Here is a 23,238-nt window from a genome sequence, read left to right as displayed (position 1 = left end):
CGGGGCGTGGCAACCAAGAGGCGCGCCCGCAGGGACCCGCCAGCGACGAATGAAATGAGGAGCTTAAGGGCGGGACAAACGACTCCGCGTGGCGATGAGGAAGTGTGTCTCAATGATGAAGGTTTCCGCCGCAGCCAAACCCAACATCGTCATCCTCGGGCTTGACCCGAGGATCCATGGACCGAAAGCGCCGTGTAGCCGTGGATCCTCGGGTCAAGCCCGAGGATGACGAGGGGAGTACAGGGCACAGCGCCCTTCGTCGCTCCCACGGCGTGGGGGAGAGGTGTCGCTAAGCGACGGAGAGGGGGCCGTGCGATCGGCGCGCCTAGTGAGGAGGGAAAGAGGGCCCAAGGACCCGCCAGCGAAGGTACGGATAGCGGCTTGCCGCTTACGAAAGAAGAAAGCGACGCTCAAGGGCGGGACTGACAACTCGGCGGGACAAAGGACCCGGTCCGGCGCCTATGAGGAAAAGAGGAACTAGGCTCTTCACCCGCTACAAATTGCAATGCCTTTGTGAAAAGAGATAATTCGGATTGCAGCGCGAGATCATGATGGCAGCCTGACGGGGAAAATCGTGAAGATAACCATGTTCAGCGCGCGATCCTACGATCGCGAATCCTTCAACCGCATCGATCATCCACATTCCATCGCCTTCGAACCCGAGCTCCTGAGCGAGCGCACGGTGGCGCTCGCAGGCGACTCGGCGGGCGTGTGCATCTCGGTCAACGACACGGCCGACCGCGCCGTCCTCTCCACGCTGGAGAGCCAGGGATGCCGGATCATCGTCACGCGGTCGATGGGCCATAACCATATCGATCTCGACGCTGCGGAGGAACTCGGATTCGCTGTAGCCAGCGTCCCCCACTACTCGCCGAACTCGGTATCAGAGTTCACTGTCGGCCTCATTCTTACGCTCACCAGGAAGATCCACCGCGCCTACATTCGCAGCCGCGAATGCGATTTCGATTTGCGCGGCCTTGTCGGCAGCCAGTTGTCCGACAAGACCGTCGGTGTGGTCGGCGCCGGGCAAATAGGAGCGCTCGTCCTGCGCGCCCTTTCCGGTTTCGGTTGCCGCCTGATCTATCACGATCTGATCGAGCGGAACGAACTTCGCGGCATCGCGGAATACGTCTCCATCGCCGACCTGGCGCGTCACAGCGACATCGTCACTCTGAACGTTCCGCTGACAGAGAAAACCTACCACTTGGTCAATGCGGAAATGATCCCGGGGCTCAAGCGTGGCGTGCTGATTGTCAACACAGGACGCGGCGGCCTCATCGATGCTGCGGCACTGGTCGAGGGGATCAAGTCCGGCGCGATCGGTGGCGCGGCGCTTGACGTGTATGAAGAGGAGGCCGGGCTGTTCTACATCGACCGTTCCGAGGATATCTTGGAGGACGACACGTTTTCCCGGCTGCTTACATTTCCGAACGTGATCGTGACGTCGCACATGGCCTATCTCACCGACCATGCATTGAGCGATATCGCCAAGTCGGTAATCGGATCCTTCGATGCGTTCGGGGCCGGCCGTCCTCCCCCCGATGCACTTCGGCCTGACCGGTTGTGACATTGAATTGGATGTGTATTGCCAACAGCGGCTTCGAAGTCTTGTGGCGCCAGAGCGCCGTCGCGCTGGTGCGCCCCGTTAATACTTTCACAAACAACTATCATTAGTGTGCGAGAAGCTGCGGTCTGTCATTAACCGTACCGGGATGGTGCGACACTTGTACCGGCGGGCACGGATGTCTTCGAGGTTCCTTCTTTTGGACGGCTCTCTTGTCTTTCCAGATAAACAGCAAGAAACAGGACGAGATAGCCTCACTGGCCAAGCGGCTCACCATGGACGGGGCGGGGGGCGACCCGTATAGCGCCGAAGTTCGAGAACTGATCGGGGAGCCGGACAGGACCGGACTTCCGATCCGTTTACGAGATGCCCGCACCTCTGGCGCGATTGCGATGACGGATGAGATGAAGGGCCATCTCGCGCGATCGTATCAGCCGATCTCGCGGGCCGTTCTCGCTGCCGCCGCCTTCTATTTCGCACTCATTACTGTTGCGCATTATTTCGACGAAAACTTCGTCGGATTTCTCCTTTTGGGCAGCATCTCCGTCATTACCTCCATTGCGTGCCTTTCGATGTACCTCGAGTTTCGCCGGCGTGAGCTCGCTTATGAAGAACTCGAACTGCGCGCGCTGATCGTTTTTGGCTTGATCCACGGAAGCCTGGTCGCGCACCACATCCTGCACCTCGAGCCGCCCAAGCTGATCTACTTCACCTTCCTAGCGCTCGTGATCGCGACCGTGAGCATCAGCGCGAGAACGGCTGCCGTGGCCGTCCTCATCCCACTGTTCACCATGCTATCGTTCGCCTACCAGGCGGGACCGGAAACTCTGAGACAGCATATTTTCATCGGCATTGCCGGGACCCTTGTCGCCTATTGCATGGCAAAACTAACCGGGACTGCCATCAGAAGAGAGATCCAGGCGCGGATCGTTGCGGATCAACTCCGTAATTCGTCGGAGAGTCTGGCCGACGCCGACATGCTGACCGGGCTGCCGAATCGCAGGCACTTTTTTCGTGAACTCAAATCATATCTGAAGCGGTCGCGCCGCGCGGGCAACGGGTTCGCCCTGGCCATCATTGATCTGGATGGATTCAAGCCCGTGAATGACAAGTTCGGCCATGCGGTTGGTGACAAGTTGCTGTTCGAGGTGGGACGCAGGCTGGCAGTGGCGGGGGGGCAAAGCTGTTTTGCCGCGCGCCTTGGCGGCGACGAATTCGCCGTTCTTGTTGAAAACGCGCCCGAGGTCGGAGACCTCGAGGGACTGGGGCAACACCTTAGACACGCGATCAGCCAGCCCTACGAGATCATCGGAATACAAATCTCCATTTCCGCCTCGGTGGGTTTCGCCTTGGAGCAGGCAACCATCCTGACGGAGAGCGACCTGATCGAACGGGCCGACTACGCGCTCTATCAGGCGAAGGAAACGCAGAGCGGCGTGGTGATCTATTCCGACGAGCACGAAACGGCGCGCCGCGACAGCGCCGCGGTAGAGCACTGTCTGCGCCACTGCGACGCCGACAGGGAAATGTACGTCCTGTACCAGCCACAGGTCGACATCCTCTCCGGAAAGACGGTCGGCTTCGAGGCGCTGGCGCGCTGGAACAGCCCCGAACTGGGCGAGATAAGGCCGGATGTCTTCATCGCCGCCGCCGAGCGCACCGGCAGGATCGTAGAGATGACACCGATCCTTCTCAGGAAGGCGCTGGCGGCAGCGGCTGCCTGGGACGGTGATTTTAAGCTTTCGTTCAACCTGTCGACCCGCGATATCGACTCCTCCGCGGCGATCGACAACATTTGCCAGATCGTTTCCGCGAGCGGATATCCGGCCCATATGGTGGAATTCGAAGTGACCGAAACGCTTGTCATGGCTGATTTCGCCCAGGCGAAATCGTCGCTTGCGAAACTGAGCGCGCTTGGCGCACGAATCGCTCTCGACGATTTCGGCGTCGGGTATACAAACTTCGATTACATCGATCGTCTGTGCGTCGACACCATCAAAATCGACCGCACCTTCGTCCGCCGGCTGGATGAGCGCGGAAGTGCCGAGAAGGTTATCCGCGCGATGATCGACATGTGCGCCAAGCTGCGGATCGATATTGTGGTCGAGGGCGTCGAGACCGAGAGGCAATTGGCGTTCCTGCGGGCCGCGGGAGCGCGGTGCATTCAGGGATACTATTTCAGCGTACCGATGAAAGCTGCCGAAATTCCGGCCTATCTGGTGCGCGGGCATGCATCTGCCCCGAAAGAAAATGCGGAGTTTTCCCTGATGGCCGGCTGACCGCCTCGCCGCGCTGCTGCCGCATGCTATTGACGTTGCTGCCGCCCGGTGATTGCACTCGCTGTTCCGACGCTGTATAGGACGCCCATTATCCGGAAAATTCAGTGGTGAATACCACGCCCGCGACCCCGGCGCGGACGATCAGGGAAGGCATCTTCAATGGCAAACACGCTTCTTATGCCCAAGGCAACGGCAGTCTGGCTCGTCGACAACACTGCCCTGTCGTTCGATCAGATCGCAAATTTCTGCAAGCTCCATCCGCTCGAGGTCAAGGCAATCGCCGATGGCGAGTCGGCGCAGGGCATCAAGGGGCTGGACCCGGTCAGCACGGGCCAGCTCTCGCGCGAGGAAATCGCAAAAGCGGAATCGGACCCGAGTCACGCCCTCAAATTGGCGGACTCGAAGTATGTCGTCCCGGAATTGCGCAAGAAGGGCCCGCGTTATACGCCGGTGTCAAAGCGCCACGATCGCCCGAACGCCATCCTGTGGCTCGTCAGGAATCACCCTGAGTTGAAGGATGCGCAGATTTCGCGTCTCGTTGGCACGACTAAGAACACGATCGAGCAGATCCGAAACCGCACACACTGGAACTCTGCCAATTTGCAGCCCATTGATCCGGTCGCGCTCGGTCTCTGCACACAGATAGACTTGGATTTCGAAGTTCAGAAAGCAGCCAAGTCCCGGCCCGCGGATGTCCCCTCGGAACAGAGCGACAGCCTGCTGCCTGCTTCCGAGACCGAGACGATGCCGGTAACCGACATCCTGTCGACGCCGACGAGGCCGCGGGAAGAGGAAGAAGAGCTTGACGCCGACGCTGTGTTCGCGAAGCTGAAATCGCTGAAGGGCAGTGAAGAGGACGAGGAAGCCGAAGACAGCACCTCCTGATCGCGGGCGAGACAAGCTCTTCGGAGTGTCCGCATCAGTTCCAGTCGTAGCCGGGCGGGACATCGCCCGACTTCTCCATTCTGGCGTAGAAGTCACGGATTGACTTTCCCCGTTCGGCTGCAAATTTCTCAGTCGTGGACTCTACCCATTGGATACGGTCGATGCGGAACATCCGGAAGTCTTCTCGCAAAAGACACCAGCCAATACAGGTCCATCGACCGCCCCAGAACCACAAGCCGAGCGGGCGAATGGCGCGCTCCGTCGCCTTTCCGTCCCCGTCGACGTAACCGAAGCGGATTACGTGCCGGGTTTCCGCCGCGCGTTCCATGAGGTCCAGCCTATGCCGATCCTCGTCGCGCATCATGAATGACGGCGCGTGGATTTCTACCGAACGCAGCCGGTCACGCTCCTCCTCAGGGAGGACCGCTCCTATCTTGATAAGCGCTTCTTCTGCTGCGCGGGCGATTGTCGCTCCACCCCAAGCCTTGATCAGCCGGGCCCCCGCCACCAATGCGACCACCTCGTCACGGGTGAACATAAGCGGTGGAAGGTCGAAGCCTTCGCGCATCAGGTAACCGACGCCTGCTTCGCCGTCGATCGGCACGCCAGTTGATTGCAGGTCAGCGATGTCGCGGTAGATCGTTCGCTCGGAGACCTCTAGAATTCCGGAAAGCTTTCTTGCGGTGACAAGCCGACCACCACGCAGGTGCTGGACGATCTGGAACAGGCGGTCGGCACGTCGCATGATTTCAGGCAGAGTAGTTGAATAGCCCGATAGAATTTCCATCCGGGTCGCGAGCGTATACGAAGCTGCCGCTCGGAATCTCGATCACCGGCGAGACGATTTCTCCACCGGATGCACGGACTCGCCCCATCACGGCCGTCAACGGTTCGCTGGCCCGAAGATGAATGGTGCTTCCCGTTCCCTCGCTGGCCGGATTACCCTCATAGAGGTGACCCGAAACCCCGGCATCTTGCGAATGCGTGAACATGACCATCGGGTTCGGGCCGTTGTCGTCCCGCGTCATCGAGATCGACAAAATTTCTTCGTAGAAGCGCTTTGACGCGTCGAGATCCTTGACCGGGATCTCGAACCAGACCGCAGCATTGTAGGGTTGATTGGACATGGGAGACTCCTTGATGTTTGGCGATATCCGCAATGTCGCACAGCCATCCTGACACCATCGTGTCAGGAGTGATCAACTCGTTTCGGGCACTTGCACGACGTAGTTCAGTGCCAGCCTGCCGCCGTCCGCATGTATCGTCTGTCCCGTGATGTAGCTGGCGTCTCTGGATGCTAGGAAGGAAACCACGGAAGCGATCTCCGACGGTTCGCCGATCCGCAGTAGCGGTGTGCGTGACAGGATCCGGTCGCGCGCGGCAGGATCGTCGTTCACCGAAGCGAGCATTTCCGTCATAATCGAGCCTGGTCCGACTGCGTTTACCGTGATTCCATAAGGTGCTAGCGACAATGCCATCACTTTTGTGAGCTGATCCAGCCCTCCTTTCGAGACGCAGTAGGGGACCTGGTTCGGGATGGCGACGGTACCGTTTATAGACGACATGTTGATGATCGTACCGGCCGGTCCGCCATTATTGATCTTCTCGACCATCATCTTGGCGGCGGCCTGTCCGCATAAGAACGCCCCCTTCAGATTAACCCTCATGACACGGTCGAAATTCTCTTCCGAGATGTTGAGAAAGTCCTCGCCGTGGACGATGCCGGCATTATTTACGAGGATGTCGATGTCGCCGAACTCATCGAGGGTCGAAGCCATCAGATTGTGAACGCTCAGGCGATCTCCCACGTCTACCGGGAAATATCGGACCTCCCCGAATTGTGAGAGTTCTTTTTCGGAAAGTTTGCCTTTCTTCTCATCGGTATCGGCGAGGGCGATTTTCGCGCCATCTTGAAGCAAGCGTTTCGCGATCGCGTAACCGATGCCTCGTGCAGCGCCGGTCACAACGGCAATTTTTCCGTCGAGTGCCATGGTGAAGATCTCCCTCCAATCGTGGGGAGACGCTATTGCAGTTCGCTGGCAAATGGAATTGCGGAGCTATCTTCGCTGCGTTTGCCGTGTGGCGAGAAAGCCGACGCTGCTAGGTGGGGAAGATTCTCGAAGTTGCTATGGAGACCGGTCCAAAAATGGAGCTGATGCCGAGATCGATGACGTAGGCGATTTCAGCTCGCACATAAAGAATGCCGCTGGACGAGCCCCGCTCCAGCGAGATCGTGATCTGGCTTCCATCGTAAGTCGGAAGACTGGAGCGAATTATGTTCTCAAGCTGAGCATCGCTTTCTTCATTGATCAGGGCGTATCGCTCTGCAACCGTGATCGACTGCTCGATGTCCGACTTCACCACGAACGCATAGCCTATAGCGAAGATCCCTAGAACGATCGCAATGAAAATATTGGCAACGATCGCGAATTCCACCGCAGCGGTGCCATCTTCGCCTTTGAGAAATTGGGTGAGATATCGACCGGCCTGCATCGGCTATTCCGAGAAGATGTGGACCGTGGCGCCAATGTTGAACGTCTTGCCAAACATTCCGGTCACCGTTCCCGCAGTGGTGAGTTCATACCAGGTTTCATAATTTGTGCAGGACGGACTCTCCGACGGCGCGAATGTGGCGAACGTCCCGTCGACATTCCTGCAGATGTAATAGGGGTCGACGACGAGCGTCGAATTGTTCACCGGAGCATCCGGGGAGGAGGGAAAGGCCTCGTTCCCCGAGTTGTTCGCGAACGCTTGGACTTTCGCCGTGTCGTCGCCGTACCGGATTATACCTTCGATGGCGAGTCTCATCTTGCGCTCGGTGTCATATTTGGCGGCGATACCCTGGGCGATATCGAGCATCAGAACGAATGCAAGTGCAAGAACGGGCACCAACAGACCGAATTCGACGGCCGCAATGCCGTTGCGGTCGTCGCGCAAGCGGCGTGCCGAGATCCCCAGCGACACGAAGAGGGCTCGGGCTCGGCTAATATGCGGGAAGAGTGCACGCATTTTCTTAACCTACTTCACGATCACGACGGCATCGGCGGTCGCAATCTCGTATCCACCCGTGAAGTTTGTGCAGTTGGTGCTGAAATTAGCGTTACCGTAAAGCCTCACAGTGTCGCCTATGATGCGGGCGCAGTCGGAATTCAATCCCGAGTTGCCGGTAAACTCGACCGTGTCACCCGGAAGGTAGATCGCCCCGGAGAAAAACGAAGACGAGTTCCCGGTAATCTTATGAATAGCCCCATTGTCGGCAGCGCCCCAGAACAGAATGCCGGGGTAGGGCTCGCTCGAAGTCTCGGCCGGCGCGGTGAGGTTGATCGTTGCCGTCCCGGCGAAATCGAGCGTGGCGCCGTTCTTCAACACGAACGTCACATCCGTTCCACTAACCACGGCGTTCGAGTTGATCTTCAGGCCAACCCCATCGAGAATGTAGACACCCGGCTGAAACGTGACATTACCCTTAAGTGAGAGGGGTGTGGAGAAACATCCGGAGCTGAGTGTGTAGGTTCCCTTCGGTGCGAACGCAGGGGATGGCGGGCAATAATAAGGCGTGGCCGGTTGTTCGAGGCTCGCAAACGGATCGCGGGTCGCTCTTCGGTTCGTGCGATTGTTCAGGCAGTCCGTAGTGGCGTTCACCTCGCCGCTAATACCGCCCGATGCGACCATACAGTCGGTCGTAAGGCTTGACGATCCCGCCAGCAGGATGGAACTGGCGCTCGTCGAGTTTGACGCAACAACGCAGCCGGTGAGCGTTGCGGTTGCAGAACCGCTGAGCGTCACAGCCCCGCTTGCGCTCGAATTAAGACCCAGAATGCACGCAGGTTTACCGAAGATTGCCACGATCGTCTCGCTGGCGATGGTTACAGTGCCGTCCCACAGAACCTGGCTGAAATATTTATCGGTCTCGTATGAGACCTGAATCGTCATCAGGTCGCTCGTCAGGGTCGGGTAAGTGACCCCGAGCGAGAGTGTCGAAGCGGGATAGCCTTCGGAAAGCAGCGTCTGACGGATCGCACTTTCGATGTGTGGGTTCGAAATTCCGCGGTTGTAGAGACTTCCCGCCGATATTGCGGCTGCGTCGGTGGCGAAGTTGAGCTTGGATTTTTCGACGAACCAGTGGCTCGCCTCGGTGCCAAAGGCGATACCGCCGATGAACATGGGCAGTGTAACCACGCCCATGATCGCGATATTGCCCCGCTTGTCCGCGAGAAAATTGGAAATATGCTTCCGTATTGACCTTCTGTACGGCGTCATCATGCCGCCCCCGGCGATCTTTTTCAATCTGCCAATCTAGCGAAGCAAAGCTAAAGAAATTCACAAGATATTTGGTTTGAGATTTGTGTCCGGAGTACCGAAATTTTTAGATAATTTCCGGCGTAAGATCTGCGTGAATTATTTCACGGATCGCTCGAAGTTCGAATTCATTTACGAATACGTACCGGTACTAAAGATGCCGATTCTATGCGCTTCAAGCGCGCCCCTGATTTCGTCCGGGACGGCGTCGTCGTCGATCGTCGCCGGCATCTTCCATTCCTCGCCATTGGCAATCTTCTGCATGGTTGCACGCAAGATCTTTCCCGATCTCGTTTTGGGCAGGCGAGGAACAGCGATCGCGATCTTGAACGCGGCTACCGGACCAATCTTCTCGCGAACGCGAGCCACGACCTCGCTTTCGATCTCCTCGACGGGCCGACTGACTCCGCTGTTCAGAATGAGGAAACCGGCCGGCACCTGACCCTTCATCTGGTCATCGATCCCTATCACGGCACACTCGGCGACATCGGGATGACCTGCGATAACCTCCTCCATTCCCCCCGTCGAGAGGCGGTGCCCGGCCACGTTGATGATGTCGTCGGTGCGGGCCATGATGAACAGGTAGCCCTCGTCGTCCACAAAGCCGGCGTCGGAGGTTTTGTAGTAGCCGGGGAACTCGTCGAGGTAGGCCGACCGGAACCGTTCGTCGGCGTTCCACAGCGTCGGCAAACAGGACGGGGGCAGCGGCAGTTTGATCACGATATTACCGAGGGTTCCTGGCGTGACCGCCTGACCGGAATCGTCGACGATTTGTACATCGTAACCCGGCATGGCGACGGTCGGCGAGCCGATCTTGATCGGAAGCCGGCCAAGCCCGACAGGATTTGCGGCGATCGCCCATCCAGTCTCGGTCTGCCACCAGTGGTCGATCACCGGAACGCCGAGCTTTTCCGATGCCCAGTTCACGGTGTCGGGGTCGGCTCGTTCGCCGGCGAGGAAAAGCGTGCGAAGACTCGAGATGTCGTAGTCGGAAATCAACGCGCCCTCCGGATCCTCCTTCTTGATCGCGCGAAACGCCGTCGGCGCAGTGAACAGGGCCGAGACCCCGTATTCCTCTATGACGCGCCAGAATGTACCCGCATCGGGGGTTCCTACCGGCTTTCCCTCGAAAAGCACGGTCGTCGCGCCGTAAATGAGCGGTGCGTAGACAATGTATGAATGGCCGACCACCCAACCCACATCCGAGGCCGCCCAGAATACTTCCCCAGGCTCAATTCCATAGAGCGCGGACATCGACCAGTTAAGCGCAACCATGTGTCCGCCATTGTCACGTACGACGCCCTTCGGCTGGCCTGTCGTTCCGGAGGTATAGAGAATGTAGAGCGGGTCGATCGCATCGACGCGCGTGCAATCGACTTTTGTCTGCGCCGCCAAATGCCGGGCCACGCTTTTGGTGAAATCGACATCCCGCCCGTCCGCCATCTGGCATAACTTCTGCTCGCGCTGAAGGATCAGGCAGTGGTCGGGCCGGGCGCTCGCCATCTCGATCGCGCCATCAAGCAGCGGCTTGTATTCCACTATCCGCGACGGCTCGATGCCGCATGAGGCGGAGATTATCACCTTCGGTTGACAGTCGTCGATGCGGGTCGCGAGCTCATTCGAGGCGAAACCTCCGAAGACGACGGAATGAATCGCGCCGAGCCTCGCAACGGCGAGCATGGAGATGACGGCCTCCGGCACCATCGGCATGTAGATCAGGACACGGTCGCCTCTTTCGACGCCGAGGTCCAAGAGGGTCGCAGCCGTCGCCTGAACCTGCTCGAAAAGGTCCCGGTATGTGAGCTTTTGCTTCTGCCCGGTGACCGGACTGTCATAGATGAGCGCGGCCTGACTGCCGCGGCCTGCCAGGACATGCCGGTCGACAGCATTATGGCAGGTGTTGCAGGTGGCGCCGGGAAACCAGCGCCCGTAGACATCCTTGTTCGGATCAAAGACCGTATCCCATGGAGAGAACCAGTCGATCGCTTGCGCGCAGTCGGCCCAAAAGGCTTCAGGATCGCGCTTCCAGAAATCATAGATGTTCCGATATGCGGACTTGCTGGCGTCAACCCTCCCGGCCATGACCCGATCTACCTCCCCGATTTACGGTGTGACGGCAGCGCGCGTGCGCCAGCATCGGTTTCTATCTGCCAGAAGCGATGGTATCCGTCCATTTGACTTAGGTCGGGGACCGCCAATCGCCGGCCGCGCGCCAAGACAGACAGTCCAAACCGGGGACCTTCGTGATCAAGCTCCTATCGATTTTCATCATACTTGCGATGGTGATCCAGATCATCAAGCCGGTCGGCCTGCCCGGCATGCGCAAGCGCAGCGATTTCTGGAAGCTCCCGCTGGCCGGGCTGATCATTATCTTCATCGTCAGCGCCTTCCAGTTGTGAGGATCGGGTAAGCCCGGATCCCGCTCGTTGGGGATATAGATAATCGGCCAGATGCCCGGCCCAGCTCCGATAACCGGCGGGTCCCGCGTGAAAGCCGTCGCGGGCAAAACCTTCGGGGCCCAGAATAGGCACCGGCTCCACGATCGTCAGTCCGCGTTCCCGGCAGAGCCGCGCGCCCATCTCGTTGATCAGATCGGCGCGTGCCTTGAGGATCTTGCCAAGGGTCTTCGGCAATGCCGGAATGAGCGTCATGTCGGCGACCGGCGCCCAGTAGATTCGTGCATGCGGAAAGCGGGTTCTGACCGCGTAGACAAGCGATCCAAACTCTTTTTTGAACCGGCGCACGGCATGAAAGTTCTTCATGTCGTTGGTGCCGACGACAAGCACAACATCGGTGTAATCGCGCCGGTCGAGATTCGGAATGACATGGTCTCGCAGGTCACCGGCGGTGGCGGAATTGGCTCCCGCCGCCCGCCAGTATAGGGGTCGTCCCGTACGCTCATTGACGATTGTGGCCAGATTGTAGGTAAGCGTCTCCTCAAGCGACGCCATGCCTACGCCCGCCACCGAGGAGTCGCCGGCCACGAGTAGACGGATTTCCTCGCCCTCACCCTCGAAATCGCCTTCGGGCGCAATGTCTGGCGGGTGCAGGCGCTCGATTTTCAGGCGAAGCGCAATCCCCTGCCAGACATAGAAGGGAAACGCGATCCAGCTGAACAGGGCCTTTCGAAGCAGCATTGCCGGACCTCCCCTCTCAGCAAGTCCGTCAACCGGCCCTGGAGGCCTCGAAAATGCTGTCGATAGCCGACGCCAGTTCGGCATCGAATTCCTCGTCCGTCTGGTCGGCCGAAAGGCCTTCGCTCAGAGCGCGCGAGAAGCTGGCGATCATACCGGTGTTTTGCGCCAGTTTCTCATTCGCCTCCTTGCGGGAATATCCGCCTGACAAAGCAACCACGCGCATAACGCGGGGATCGTCGATCAGCGGCTTGTAAAGGTTCGCTTTCGTGGGCAGCGAGAGTTTCAGCATGATCTGCTTGCCGGCGGGGATGTCATCAAGACGCTTCCTGATCTCGGCAAGAAGGATGTCTTCGGCATCCGCCTTGTCCTCGATTGAAATCGTCACTTCCGGCTCGAGAATCGGGACAAGTCCGCGGGAAAGGATCTGCTTTCCTATCTCGAATTGCTGAGCGACATTGGCGGCGATACCTTCGGGATCGGCGGCATCGATTACCGAACGCATTTTCGTTCCGAAGACGCCATTGGCGATGGCGCGTTCGAGCAACGTGTCAAGGTCCGGGATCGGCTTCATCAGCCGGACGCCGTCTTTCGGCTCGGCAAGGCCCTTGTCGACTTTCAGGAAAGGAACCACGCCGCGTTTTTCCCACAAGTATCGGGCTGTCGGCGTGCCGTCGATGTCGCGATCCATGGTTTGTTCGAAAAGAATCGCGCCCATCACCTTGTCGCCGGTAAAGGCGGGTGACTTGATGATCCGCGTGCGCATCCGATGAACGAGATCGAACATCTCGTCGTCATTCGACCAGGCGGTTTCCGGGACGCCATAGAGTTTCAGAGCTTTCGGCGTCGAGCCACCCGATTGGTCCAGGGCCGCGATAAAGCCGTCCTTGTTTGCGACCTGCGCCGCCATATCCGCTTGCGTCATTTGTTTCTCCCAGAGTCGAAAGGCTTAAAAAAGTTCATACCCGCTTAGCGCAACAAAACGGCCACACCCGGCAATTTCTTGCCTTCCATCCATTCCAGGAACGCGCCGCCGGCGGTGGACACATAGGTGAAATCCTCCGTCACGCCGGCATGGTTTAGCGCCGCCACCGTATCGCCGCCGCCCGCGACCGAAACCAGCGATCCCGCCATTGTCTCTGCTGCCGCATGCCTGGCTGCCGCCACGGTTGCGGCGTCGAAGGGCGGAATCTCGAACGCACCGAGCGGACCGTTCCAGACCAGTGTCGCGGCCTGCGTTATCCAGCCGTTGATCCGGCCGACCGAGGCAGGACCCAGATCGAGGATCATCATGCCGGCCGGCACGTTCTCGACGTCGACGGTCTCGCTGTCGGCGCCAGCCTTGAACTCCGCCGCGACCACCGCGTCGACCGGCAACACGATGGCGCAGCCGGATTTCGAGGCTTCAGCCATGATGGCGTTGGCGGTATCGGCGAGGTCGTGCTCGCACAACGATTTGGCGACGTCGATGCCCTTGGCGGCGAGGAAGGTGTTGGCCATGCCGCCGCCGATCACCAGCGCATCGACCTTTTTCACGAGGTTCTGCAGGAGATCGATCTTGGTCGAGACCTTGGCTCCGCCGACGATCGCAACAACGGGTTTTTCGGGCGAGCCGAGACCCTTTTCGAGCGCTTCCAGTTCGGCCTGCATGGCGCGGCCGGCATAGGCGGGCAGCAAGTGCGCGACGCCTTCCGTGGAGGCGTGAGCCCGGTGAGCCGCAGAGAACGCGTCGTTGACATAGATGTCGCCATTGGCGGCCAACGCCTTGGCAAGGTCGGGATCGTTCTTTTCCTCCCCTGGATGGAAGCGCGTGTTTTCGAGCAATACGATGTCGCCCGACGCCATTTCGCCGACTTCGCTGTGGGCCTCGTCTCCAATGCAGTCGCCCGAGAAGTCGACACGGTGATCGAGTTCCTCCTCCAGCGCCTGGGCGACCGGACGGAGCGACATTTCCTCGACGCGCTTGCCCTTCGGACGACCGAAATGGGCCAGCAGAATGACCTTGGCGCCCTTGCCAGACAGTTCGGCGATCGTGGGAACGACGCGTTCGATCCGCGTGCGATCGCTAACGGCTCCATCCGCCATGGGAACATTCAGGTCGACGCGTACCAGGACGCGCTTTCCGCGGATGTCTTCTGGAAGGTCATCGAGGGTGCGGAAGTTCGGCATGGATCGATCTCGCTGGCAGCTGGCTGGCATTGGCCCCTCTAGTGCAATGCCGACATGCCTCCGGTCAACTGGCCTGGCGATATCGGGCGTTTCTGCCATGCGGCGCATGTCCGTTGTCTCGCCGGGCAGTCTGTCCCCGCCCTTAAGCTCCTCATTGTTTGCCCTGCCCTTAAGCGCCTCCGCTTCGCGTCGTTGCTGGCAGGGGCCCGGTCGCTCGCTGGCGGGTCCCTGCGGACGCGCCTCTTGGTTGCCACGCCCCGTTACCGGTCTGGCTATTTCAAAGATCAGGAAGACGGGCGGTCGGGGGATCGCTTCGTCTATTGTAGTAGTGCGATCTTCCGACCGCCCCTTTCGGCGTTCTTCCGGTTCGGGAATGCATTGGCGCTGGGAGATCGCTCGTCCCGACTGCCCCGGCGGTTAAACCTTCGGTCCGCAAGCGACGGAACCTCTTGGCCGGGCGGGGATTGAGGAGCTTCCCATGTCACCGGCGGTACGCCGGCGTCACTGTCGTCAGCGGCAAGCCGCTTTACGGGGTCGCTCCAACACCGCAAACCTTCTTCCGGCCCGACGTGGGGGTTCATCACCCAGGCAGGGACCTCTCCCCGCCCCGTCAGGCGCCGGCCTCTCCCTTTGTGCCGGTGTGCACCCAGGCTTCCTGCGAGAGACAGCATCAAGGATACGCCAGGCCCGGGAGGTGTTGATAAGTTTTCTGCGGGAAAAATATAATAACCAGTCAGGACAACGGGTTAGCGAGAATCGGGCAAAAAACTTATCCACGTTATGCCGCGTGCACTGCTCTCATTCCGGGGTCCGACAGGAACTCGCCCAGCATGTCGAACGCCAGACGGATACGGCGGCTGGTGTGCAGCTCGCGATGCGTCACGAGCCAGACCGGAAAGACCACCGGCGCCATGTCGGGCAGCAATCTCTCCAGGCCCGGAGTGGCCTCGGCCACCTCCTGCGACATGATCCCTATGCCCAGTCCGTGTTTCACAAGTTCCCAAGCCACCACGCCGCTTTTCGATCCATGCCGGAAATTGGCCGTCGTCAGCGACAGGCCGAGCGGTTCGAAGTGCTCGATCATCTGCCCGGCATCGCCGAAGCTGATGAAGTTATGAGCGGTCAGGTCTTCGAGGGACCGTGGAACGCCGCGCCGTTCAAGGTAACCGGAGGAGGCGTAGAAATATGCGGAGGCCTCGCGCACCAGCCGGGCGATCAGATCCGGCTGGTGCGGGCGGACGTGGCGAATGGCGATGTCAGCCTCGCGGCGCAACAGATCGCGGACATCGTTGGCGGCGACGAGGTCGATTTCGAGCAACGGCGCGACCGCCTGAAGCCGCAACAGGACGGGCGGCAGGACGTGCGCCGACATCACGTCGCTGGCCGTAATCCGAAGCTGGCCCTCGATCGATTCCGCCTGACCGGACGCCGCAAGCGACAGGCGAGTGGCCGCTTCGCCCATCGCCTGAACATGTTGGACCAGTTCCTGTCCGGACGGCGTGAGCGCCATCGCCCGCCCGGCCCGCGCAAACAGGACCACGCCGAGCTCGGCCTCAAGCGCGGATATCTGGCGGCCGACCGTCGGCTGGGTCAGGCCCAGAACCCGCGCCGCGGCCGAGAGCGAACCCTCCTCGACCGTGGCGAGAAAAGCGCGCACCTGATTCCAGTCAAAGGTGATGGCCTGCCAGTTCATGCATTTATGTATAATGACACTGCCGATTTCGGCAATTCCCAGCTTTGAGTGCATGGATTAGGGGAGGGGGCCAAAGGAGCAGAACCATGTCAGATACAGCAGCCTTCTGGGACAAAATTTCCCCCAAATATGCGCGCAGGCCGGTTTCCAACCCGGAAGCCTACCAGCAGACACTTGAACGGACACGCTCATATCTGAGACCGACCGACAATGTGCTCGAACTGGGATGCGGAACGGGGACGACGGCGCTCATCCTTTCGGAAAGCGCCGGGACGATCACCGCCAGCGACTTGTCGCCGGGCATGATCCGGATCGCCCGGGAGAAGGCGGAGAAAAAGGCGAATTCGAACACGCGGTTCGTTACCGGCGATGTTTTCAATCCGGCGCTCGGGGAGGGGCCCTACGATGTCGTGCTGGCCTTCAACCTATTCCATCTCCTGGAAGACCCGGGAGAGGCCGCCGCGCGCGTGCATGGCCTGCTGAAGCCCGGCGGACTGTTCATCTCCAAGACCTCGTGTGCGCCCGAAAACGGAGCGCCGATCTCCTATCGGGCGATCAGGGTGATCCTGCCCGTCATGCAGTTTTTCGGGAAGGCGCCCTATGTCAACTTCATGCGGATCAGGGAACTGGAAGAGGCAATTACGTCTCGGGGATTCAAGATCATCGAGGTCGGGAACTATCCGGCGTCGCCGCCGAGCCGGTTCATCGTCGCGCGCAAGAGCTGAAACGAAAACGGCGGAGCAAGGCTGCCCCGCCGTCGGATCTGGAACGGATGCCCGCGAACGCCGCGCGGGCGTGAGGATCAGATGAGCTTGCCCATTGCGACGGCGGTGTCGGCCATGCGGTTGGAGAAACCCCACTCGTTGTCGTACCAGGACAGGACCGACACGAAGGTGCCGTCCATGACTTTTGTCTGATCGAGGTGGAAGATCGACGAATGCGGGTTGTGGTTGAAATCGATGGAAACGTTCTTTTCCGCCGTGTAGGCGAGAACGCCCTTCAACTCCTGGCCGGCCGCCGTCTTGATCGCATCATTGATCTCGTCCACGGAGGTCTCGCGTTTGGCGAGGAATTTCAGGTCAACGACTGAAACGTTCGGCGTGGGTACGCGCATGGCGAACCCGTCCAGTTTGCCGTTCAACTCCGGCAGCACGAGACCCACGGCCTTTGCCGCACCCGTGGAGGTCGGGATCATAGACATCGCGGCGGCGCGCGCCCGATAGAGGTCCTTGTGCATGGTGTCGAGCGTCGGCTGGTCACCCGTATATGAATGGATCGTCGTCATCATGCCGCGCTCAAGGCCGATCGCTTCGTGCAGGACCTTGGCGACGGGCGCCAGGCAGTTTGTCGTGCAGGAGGCGTTTGAGACGACCAGGTCGTCCCTGGTCAGCACGTCATGGTTCACGCCGTAGACAATCGTCTTGTCGGCACCGGATGCAGGGGCTGAAACGAGCACGCGTTTGGCACCGGCATCCAGATGCATCGACGCCTTTTCCTTGGCCGTGAAGATGCCGGTGCATTCCATCACAATGTCGACGCCGAGATCTCCCCAAGGAAGGCTTTTCGGATCGCGTTCGGCGAGCACCTTGAACGAGTCCCCGCCCTCGATCCTGATCGTGTCGCCGTCGACCTCGATCCCGCGCGGGAACTTCCCGTGAACCGAATCGTAGCGCATGAGATGCGCGTTCGTCTCGACCGGGCCCAGATCGTTGACGGCAACGACGTCGATGTCGGTGCGGCCGGATTCGTAGATGGCGCGAACCACATTTCGGCCGATGCGGCCAAATCCGTTGATGGCAACTTTAACGGTCATGGGGACTTTCTCCGGTTCGAGGTGGCGATTTCATTTCCGGCCGGCATGGTCGTGCAGGCGAGACTCGGCTGCGGCTGTCACGGCCTCGGCCGTGATGCCGAAATGGGCATATAGCTTCTGATAGGGGCCGGATGCGCCGAACGAATTCATGCCCACGAAAATGCCGTCATAACCAAGCAGGGCGTCCCAGGGCTGGCGAATGCCCGCTTCCACGGCGATCTTTACCGGCGCATCGCCGATGATCGCGTTGCGGTAGTCCTCGGACTGTTTCGCGAAGAGATCGAGGCAGGGAACCGAGACGACGCGGGTCGGATGCCCGTTGGCCTCAAGCGCGGATTTCGCCTGCACCGCGATCTCGACCTCCGAACCGGACGCAAAGATCGAGACGACCGCATCGTCGGCGGCGGAGGCGATCTCGTAGGCGCCGTAGGCGCAGCGGTTGTCCTTGTCGAACTCGGTGCGCAGCGCCGGCAGGTTCTGGCGGGTCAGCGCGAGCGTCGACGGAGACCCGGTGTCGGCAAGCGCAAGCTCCCAGCATTCGGCCGTCTCCATCGCATCGGCGGGACGATAGACCATGTGGTTGGGGATTGCGCGCAGTGCGGCAAGGTGCTCGACCGGCTGGTGGGTCGGCCCATCCTCGCCGAGGCCGATGGAATCATGCGTCATGACGAAGATCGACCGGATGCCCATCAGCGACGCCAGGCGCATGGCCGGACGGGCATAGTCGGAAAAGACCAGGAATGTTCCGCCATAGGGGATCAGGCCGCCATGCAGGGCAATGCCGTTCATCGCCGCGGCCATGCCGTGCTCGCGGATGCCGTAGTGCAGGTAGCGGCCGGAGAAATCGTCGGGCGTGATCGGCGCGGTCTGGGCGGTTCTGGTGTTGTTGGAGCCGGTGAGGTCGGCCGAGCCTCCGATGGTTTCGGAGAGCGCGCCGTTGATCACCTCGAGCGCCATTTCGGACGATTTGCGGGTGGCGACCTTGGGCTGGTCATCGGCGAGTTGCTTCTTGTATTTGGCCATTGCCGATTCGAAGCCGGCGGGAAGGTCGCCGCGCATCCGGCGCTCGAACTCGCCACGCACCGTCGCGTCGGCGGCATCGAGCCGCTCCTGCCACGCGACCCGCTTCTTGCCCGCGGTCAGGCCGACGACGCGCCAGTCGTCGAGCACCTCCGATGGAATCTCGAAGGGCTCGGATGTCCAGCCGAGCGCCTTGCGCGCGCCGATGATCTCTTCCGGCCCGAGCGGAGAGCCGTGCGCCTTCGAGGTTCCCGCCCTGGTGGGGGCGCCATAGCCGATGGTGGTCTTGCAGGCGATCATGGTCGGCTTGTCTGACGAACGGGCTCGCTCGATCGCCGCCGCGATGGCGTCGGGATCGTGGCCGTCGACGCCCACCGTTTCCCAGCCGGAGGCCTCGAAGCGGGCCTGCTGGTCGGTGGAATCGGAGAGCGAGACCGCGCCGTCGATCGAGATACCGTTGTCGTCCCACAGGACGATCAGCTTGTTAAGCTTGAGATGGCCGGCCAGCGCGATCGCTTCCTGGCTGATGCCTTCCATCAGGCAGCCGTCGCCGGCAAGAACGTAGGTGTGGTGATCGACGAGATCGGAGCCGTATTCGTCGGCAAGCTTGCGCTCGGCAATCGCCATGCCGACGGCGTTGGCAAGCCCCTGTCCGAGCGGCCCGGTCGTGGTCTCGATTCCCGTCGCGTGGCCGTATTCCGGGTGGCCGGCGGTCTTCGAGCCGAGCTGGCGGAAATTCCGGATCTCATCGATGGTCATGTCCTCGTAACCGAGAAGGTAGAGGAGCGAATAGAGGAGCATCGAGCCGTGACCCGCGGAAAGCACGAAGCGGTCCCGGTCCGGCCAGTGCGGGTGGATGGGGTCGAAGCTCATGAAGCGCGAGAACAGGACCGTCGCGATGTCGGCCGCGCCCATGGGAAGGCCGGGATGCCCGGAATTCGCCGCCTCGACGGCGTCCATGGAGAGGAATCGGATCGCGTTCGCCATCCGGTCGTGTTTTTCGCGTGCCGTCATGTTGTATCCTGGTTTGCGTCAGCCGGCAGTGATTTGAGGGCGGCTCGCTCCTGCCGAACGAAAAATCGCGCGACACATAGCAGGTCGCTATTGCGAGTCAACAAAACCGGGCGCGACGCGCGGCGAGGGCCGCAGCGCAGCGATGGCGGGCCTTCTGTCCTGTGGGTTATCTGCGATCGCGTTTGAAAACCGCTGCCGAACTGGCTAGGTTGAACCACTGCCTTATCCCTCTGGCGTAAGGCACTCAATTGAAAGGTATTCGTCTTTCCACGAACGTTGAGAGTGTTCCGGAATGGCTTCGCAGCAGACATTATCCGAGGTTTTGAGCAGGCTCGACAAGGCGGTCGGTTCGCTGGAGGACGCCGTCGAGCGTCAACTGGAGGTCCGCGAGAATTACCGCGACGCGGAAGAAGAAGTGCAGCGGATGAATTCGGATCGCAGCAAGCTGGCCGGAGAACTCGACGCCTCGGAAGCGCGCGCCGAGCGGCTGGAAGAAGTCAACAAGGAAGTGTCGCGCCGGCTGGTGACGGCGATGGAGACGATCCGCGCCGTGCTGGACCGGTGACGATCGGGTTGGAGTCGTCATGTCACAGGTAACAGTAACAATCGACGGCAAGGCCTATCGCCTGGCCTGCGATCCTGGGCAGGAAGAGCATCTGCAGGACCTTGCGGCCCGGCTCGACCGCTACGTCAACCATTTGAAGGGCTCGTTCGGCGAGATCGGGGACCAGCGCCTGACCGTGATGGCCGGCATCATGGTGATGGACGAACTGGTGGAGATGCAGAAGCGTGTCAAGGGACTGGAGGCGGAAATGGAATCGCTGCGCCGGACCCGCGACGAGGCTCTGCAGAAGGCCGACAGCGCCGACACGCTGCTGATGACGCGGTTGTCCGAGGTGGCCGGACAGATCGAGAGCGTTGCCGCGAAAATCGCGTGATCAGTCGGTCATGCCTCTGGCGGCGGCCGGGGCAAGGGACTATATCGCGCTCTGGCTGACTGCGCTCCGCGGCAGGAAACATTTCTCCGGGGCCTTACGCATCTCCAGGGAGCTGTCCCTGATTGGACTCGTGGGTCCTCTCACACGGCGCCCACCTACTAAAGTAGGTTCCCGGGATACGGCGTTCCACCGGTTGTCGCGGTTGGCCTTTCGAATTTGAAGATGTAGTCGACAAGGTGTGCGGTGAATCTCAGCGCGGGTGACATGAAGCGGGAGATTCGCCGGGCTTCGCTTGCGCGCCGGGACGCCATGGCGCCGGAGCTTCGCATCGAAACGAGCCTCGCCATCGCCGAACACGGCGCTTCGATCGATGCCGGGGCGGAAAATATCCTGTCAGGCTTTCTTCCGATCCGCTCCGAGGTCGATCCGCGTCCGCTGATGTTCGCGCTTCGCCAGAAGGGCGCGAGGCTTTGCCTGCCGGTCGTGCTGGACCGCGAAACCATCGCCTTTCGCGAGCTGGTGCGCGGCGCGGCGATGGTGGATACCGGGTTCGGCACCGTGGGGCCGGACGATACCGCCGAAATCCTCGATCCGGACATCATGCTCGTCCCGCTGGCGGCTTTTGATCGGCTTGGACACCGGATCGGCTACGGGGCGGGACACTACGACAGGGCAATCGCGCGTCTGCACGCCAAGGGTATGAGGCCGCGTCTGGTCGGGGTCGCGTTCTCCTGCCAGGAAACAGAAGCGGTGCCGGTGCAGCCGCACGACATTCCGCTGGATGCGATTGTCACCGAGGACGGGTTGCGCGACTTCCCCGTGCGCGCATAGGAGAGTGGATGCGACTTCTTTTTCTGGGCGACATGGTGGGGCGATCCGGGCGGACCGCCGTCTACGAGAGATTGCCCGGCCTCATCTCCGATCATCGAATCGATTTCACCGTTGTAAACGGCGAGAACGCCGCGGGCGGTTTCGGCATCACCGAGGCGATCTTCAACGACACGATCGATGCCGGCGCCGACGTCATGACGACCGGCAACCATGTCTGGGACCAGCGCGAGGCGCTGGTTTTCGCGGACCGGCACGAACGATTTCTAAGGCCCGCGAACTATCCGGACGGCACGCCGGGAAAGGGCATGGGGGTTTTCGAGGCGAAGAACGGCGCGCGCGTGATGGTTTCCAACATCATGGGCAGGGTGTTCATGTCGCCGGATCTCGACGATCCGTTCGCCTGCGCGGAACGACAGCTCGAAGGCGGCGGCCTCGGAACGGCATTCGACGCGGTGGTGTTCGATTTCCATGCCGAGGCCACCTCGGAGAAGATGTGTTTCGGTCATTTCGTCGACGGGCGCGCCAGCCTCGTCGTCGGAACCCACACCCATACGCCGACGGCCGATCACCAGATACTCGATGGAGGCACGGGTTATCTGTCGGATGCCGGCATGTGCGGCAGCTACGACTCCTCATTGGGCATGGACAAGGAGGAGCCCTTGAACCGATTCCTGTCGAAAATTCCGAAGGGCCGGTTCGAGGCGGCTTCCGGCCCGGCGACGCTGTGCGGCGTGGCGGTCGAGATTTCGGACCGTACGGGCTTGGCCGAAAAAATCGGGCCGCTGAGGCTTGGGCCGAGGCTGGAAGAGGTCATGCCAGCCTGGTGGTGACGGGCATCCGGCCTGAGGCCGGCCCGCGAGGGCTTCATTGAGATTTCGAATCGGCCGCTCCCGGGCTCACTCCTTCGTTTTACAACAGAGCGAGGAGCTTGCTGGCCGCTTCCTCCGACGAGGCCGGATTTTGACCGGTCACCAGCTTGCCGTCGGTGACGACAAAAGAGGCCCAATCGGCGCCCTTTTCGTATTGGCCGCCATTTGCGATCAGCATGTCCTCGACCAGAAACGGCACGACGCCGGTCAGGCCCACTGCCTCTTCTTCGGTATTGGTGAAACCGGTCACTTTCCTGTTTGAAACCAATGGCTCGCCGTCCGCGCCTTTCGGGTGTTTGAACACGGCGGGAGCGTGGCAGACCGCCGCAACGGGCCGATCGCTGTGCGCAAAAGCTTCGATCAATCGTGTGCTGTCGGCATCCTCGGCCAAATCCCATAAGGGGCCGTGGCCACCGGGATAGAAGACTGCGTCATAGTCGTCGGCGCTGACCGTGGACAGCTTTACAGTGTTTGCCAGAGCCTTTTGCGCAGCGTCGTCGTCCTTGAAGCGCCTGGTGGTTTCCGTTTGTGCATCCTCCTCATCGCTTTTCGGGTCCAGTGGCGGCTGGCCCCCCTTCGGTGAGGCCAGCGTAATATCGGCACCAGCGTCCTTGAAAACGTAGTAGGGGGCTGCGAATTCCTCGAGCCAGAACCCCGTCTTCTGGCCGGTGTCCCCGAGCTGGTCGTGCGATGTGAGAACCATCAGAATCTTCATGGCGTTTCCCTTTCT

22 protein-coding genes and 1 other RNA gene are annotated in these 23,238 nt (G+C 60.6%); 9 read left to right on the top strand and 14 right to left on the bottom strand.

Annotation, left to right across the window (positions count from 1 at the left end):
• Positions 1-574 precede the first annotated feature (574 nt).
• The 3 genes from LC298_RS12365 (at position 575) to LC298_RS12355 (ending at position 4,728) form a co-directional block, all read left to right on the top strand.
• Positions 575-1,567 (top strand): 2-hydroxyacid dehydrogenase, encoded by a 993-nt coding sequence (locus LC298_RS12365; RefSeq protein ID WP_131567587.1) that lies wholly within the window; start codon positions 575-577, stop codon positions 1,565-1,567.
• A 209-nt stretch (positions 1,568-1,776) separates the two neighbouring features.
• On the top strand, positions 1,777-3,843 hold the full coding sequence (locus LC298_RS12360; RefSeq protein WP_131567585.1) for a putative bifunctional diguanylate cyclase/phosphodiesterase: 2,067 nt from the start codon (positions 1,777-1,779) through the stop codon (positions 3,841-3,843).
• A gap of 159 nt (positions 3,844-4,002) precedes the next feature.
• Positions 4,003-4,728: a DUF1013 domain-containing protein gene (locus LC298_RS12355; protein ID WP_131567583.1), complete on the top strand. Its 726-nt coding sequence runs from the start codon at positions 4,003-4,005 to the stop codon at positions 4,726-4,728.
• Between the two features lie 34 nt (positions 4,729-4,762).
• Here the strand turns inward: LC298_RS12355 and LC298_RS12350 are convergent, their stop codons facing one another.
• From LC298_RS12350 to LC298_RS12300, 11 genes are all read right to left on the bottom strand, one after another.
• Positions 4,763-5,473, bottom strand: coding sequence for a helix-turn-helix transcriptional regulator (locus tag LC298_RS12350; protein ID WP_131567581.1), 711 nt, complete (start codon positions 5,471-5,473; stop codon positions 4,763-4,765).
• A 4-nt stretch (positions 5,474-5,477) separates the two neighbouring features.
• Entirely contained in the window at positions 5,478-5,855 is a 378-nt protein-coding gene (locus LC298_RS12345) for a VOC family protein (RefSeq protein ID WP_131567579.1), read from the bottom strand.
• 72 nt (positions 5,856-5,927) lie between these two features.
• A complete protein-coding gene (locus LC298_RS12340; protein ID WP_131567577.1) occupies positions 5,928-6,719 on the bottom strand; it encodes an SDR family NAD(P)-dependent oxidoreductase in 792 nt (263 codons plus the stop codon).
• 109 nt (positions 6,720-6,828) lie between these two features.
• Positions 6,829-7,221, bottom strand: a complete 393-nt coding sequence (locus tag LC298_RS12335) for a TadE/TadG family type IV pilus assembly protein (RefSeq protein WP_131567575.1) — start codon at positions 7,219-7,221, stop codon at positions 6,829-6,831.
• A gap of 3 nt (positions 7,222-7,224) precedes the next feature.
• Positions 7,225-7,737, bottom strand: a complete 513-nt coding sequence (locus LC298_RS12330) for a TadE/TadG family type IV pilus assembly protein (RefSeq protein WP_131567573.1) — start codon at positions 7,735-7,737, stop codon at positions 7,225-7,227.
• A gap of 9 nt (positions 7,738-7,746) precedes the next feature.
• A complete protein-coding gene (locus LC298_RS12325) occupies positions 7,747-9,015 on the bottom strand; it encodes a TadE/TadG family type IV pilus assembly protein (RefSeq protein ID WP_131567571.1) in 1,269 nt (422 codons plus the stop codon).
• A 144-nt stretch (positions 9,016-9,159) separates the two neighbouring features.
• Positions 9,160-11,109, bottom strand: a complete 1,950-nt coding sequence (locus LC298_RS12320) for a propionyl-CoA synthetase (protein WP_131567569.1) — start codon at positions 11,107-11,109, stop codon at positions 9,160-9,162.
• A 173-nt stretch (positions 11,110-11,282) separates the two neighbouring features.
• Positions 11,283-12,164 carry an SGNH/GDSL hydrolase family protein gene (locus LC298_RS12315; protein WP_428977536.1) on the bottom strand — a complete coding sequence of 294 codons (882 nt, stop codon included), beginning with the start codon at positions 12,162-12,164 and terminating at the stop codon, positions 11,283-11,285.
• A 28-nt stretch (positions 12,165-12,192) separates the two neighbouring features.
• A complete protein-coding gene (locus tag LC298_RS12310) occupies positions 12,193-13,086 on the bottom strand; it encodes a fructose bisphosphate aldolase (protein ID WP_131567567.1) in 894 nt (297 codons plus the stop codon).
• A 44-nt stretch (positions 13,087-13,130) separates the two neighbouring features.
• Positions 13,131-14,330, bottom strand: a complete 1,200-nt coding sequence (locus LC298_RS12305) for a phosphoglycerate kinase (protein ID WP_131567565.1) — start codon at positions 14,328-14,330, stop codon at positions 13,131-13,133.
• Between the two features lie 778 nt (positions 14,331-15,108).
• Positions 15,109-16,023: a LysR family transcriptional regulator gene (locus LC298_RS12300; protein WP_131567563.1), complete on the bottom strand. Its 915-nt coding sequence runs from the start codon at positions 16,021-16,023 to the stop codon at positions 15,109-15,111.
• Between the two features lie 86 nt (positions 16,024-16,109).
• On the opposite strand from LC298_RS12300, the gene LC298_RS12295 reads away from it, so the two are divergent.
• Complete coding sequence (locus LC298_RS12295) at positions 16,110-16,748, top strand: class I SAM-dependent methyltransferase (RefSeq protein WP_131567561.1); 639 nt, start codon at positions 16,110-16,112, stop codon at positions 16,746-16,748.
• A 77-nt stretch (positions 16,749-16,825) separates the two neighbouring features.
• Here LC298_RS12295 and gap read toward each other — a convergent pair whose 3' ends face one another.
• A complete protein-coding gene (gap, locus tag LC298_RS12290) occupies positions 16,826-17,836 on the bottom strand; it encodes a type I glyceraldehyde-3-phosphate dehydrogenase (RefSeq protein ID WP_131567559.1) in 1,011 nt (336 codons plus the stop codon).
• Between the two features lie 30 nt (positions 17,837-17,866).
• Positions 17,867-19,870, bottom strand: a complete 2,004-nt coding sequence (tkt, locus tag LC298_RS12285; protein ID WP_131567557.1) for a transketolase — start codon at positions 19,868-19,870, stop codon at positions 17,867-17,869.
• A gap of 292 nt (positions 19,871-20,162) precedes the next feature.
• On the opposite strand from tkt, the gene LC298_RS12280 reads away from it, so the two are divergent.
• The 5 genes from LC298_RS12280 to LC298_RS12260 all read left to right on the top strand — a co-directional run bounded on the left by LC298_RS12280 (position 20,163) and on the right by LC298_RS12260 (position 22,469).
• Positions 20,163-20,435 (top strand): DUF4164 domain-containing protein, encoded by a 273-nt coding sequence (locus LC298_RS12280; RefSeq protein WP_131567555.1) that lies wholly within the window; start codon positions 20,163-20,165, stop codon positions 20,433-20,435.
• 19 nt (positions 20,436-20,454) lie between these two features.
• A complete protein-coding gene (locus LC298_RS12275) occupies positions 20,455-20,808 on the top strand; it encodes a cell division protein ZapA (RefSeq protein ID WP_131567553.1) in 354 nt (117 codons plus the stop codon).
• A gap of 53 nt (positions 20,809-20,861) precedes the next feature.
• Positions 20,862-21,017, top strand: a non-coding RNA gene (ssrS, locus tag LC298_RS12270) — 6S RNA.
• Between the two features lie 55 nt (positions 21,018-21,072).
• Complete coding sequence (locus LC298_RS12265) at positions 21,073-21,639, top strand: 5-formyltetrahydrofolate cyclo-ligase (RefSeq protein WP_131567551.1); 567 nt, start codon at positions 21,073-21,075, stop codon at positions 21,637-21,639.
• 8 nt (positions 21,640-21,647) lie between these two features.
• Positions 21,648-22,469 (top strand): TIGR00282 family metallophosphoesterase, encoded by an 822-nt coding sequence (locus LC298_RS12260; protein ID WP_131567549.1) that lies wholly within the window; start codon positions 21,648-21,650, stop codon positions 22,467-22,469.
• Positions 22,470-22,548: 79 nt separating this feature from the next.
• Here the strand turns inward: LC298_RS12260 and LC298_RS12255 are convergent, their stop codons facing one another.
• Positions 22,549-23,223, bottom strand: coding sequence for a type 1 glutamine amidotransferase domain-containing protein (locus LC298_RS12255; protein WP_131567547.1), 675 nt, complete (start codon positions 23,221-23,223; stop codon positions 22,549-22,551).
• Between the last annotated feature and the right edge of the window lie 15 nt (positions 23,224-23,238).

The sequence above is a fragment of the Oricola cellulosilytica genome (genome assembly GCF_019966575.1).
Classification (GTDB): Bacteria; Pseudomonadota; Alphaproteobacteria; order Rhizobiales; family Rhizobiaceae; genus Oricola; species Oricola cellulosilytica.
Note: the sequence above shows the minus strand (reverse complement) of the source record. Positions and strands in the feature narration are given on the sequence as shown.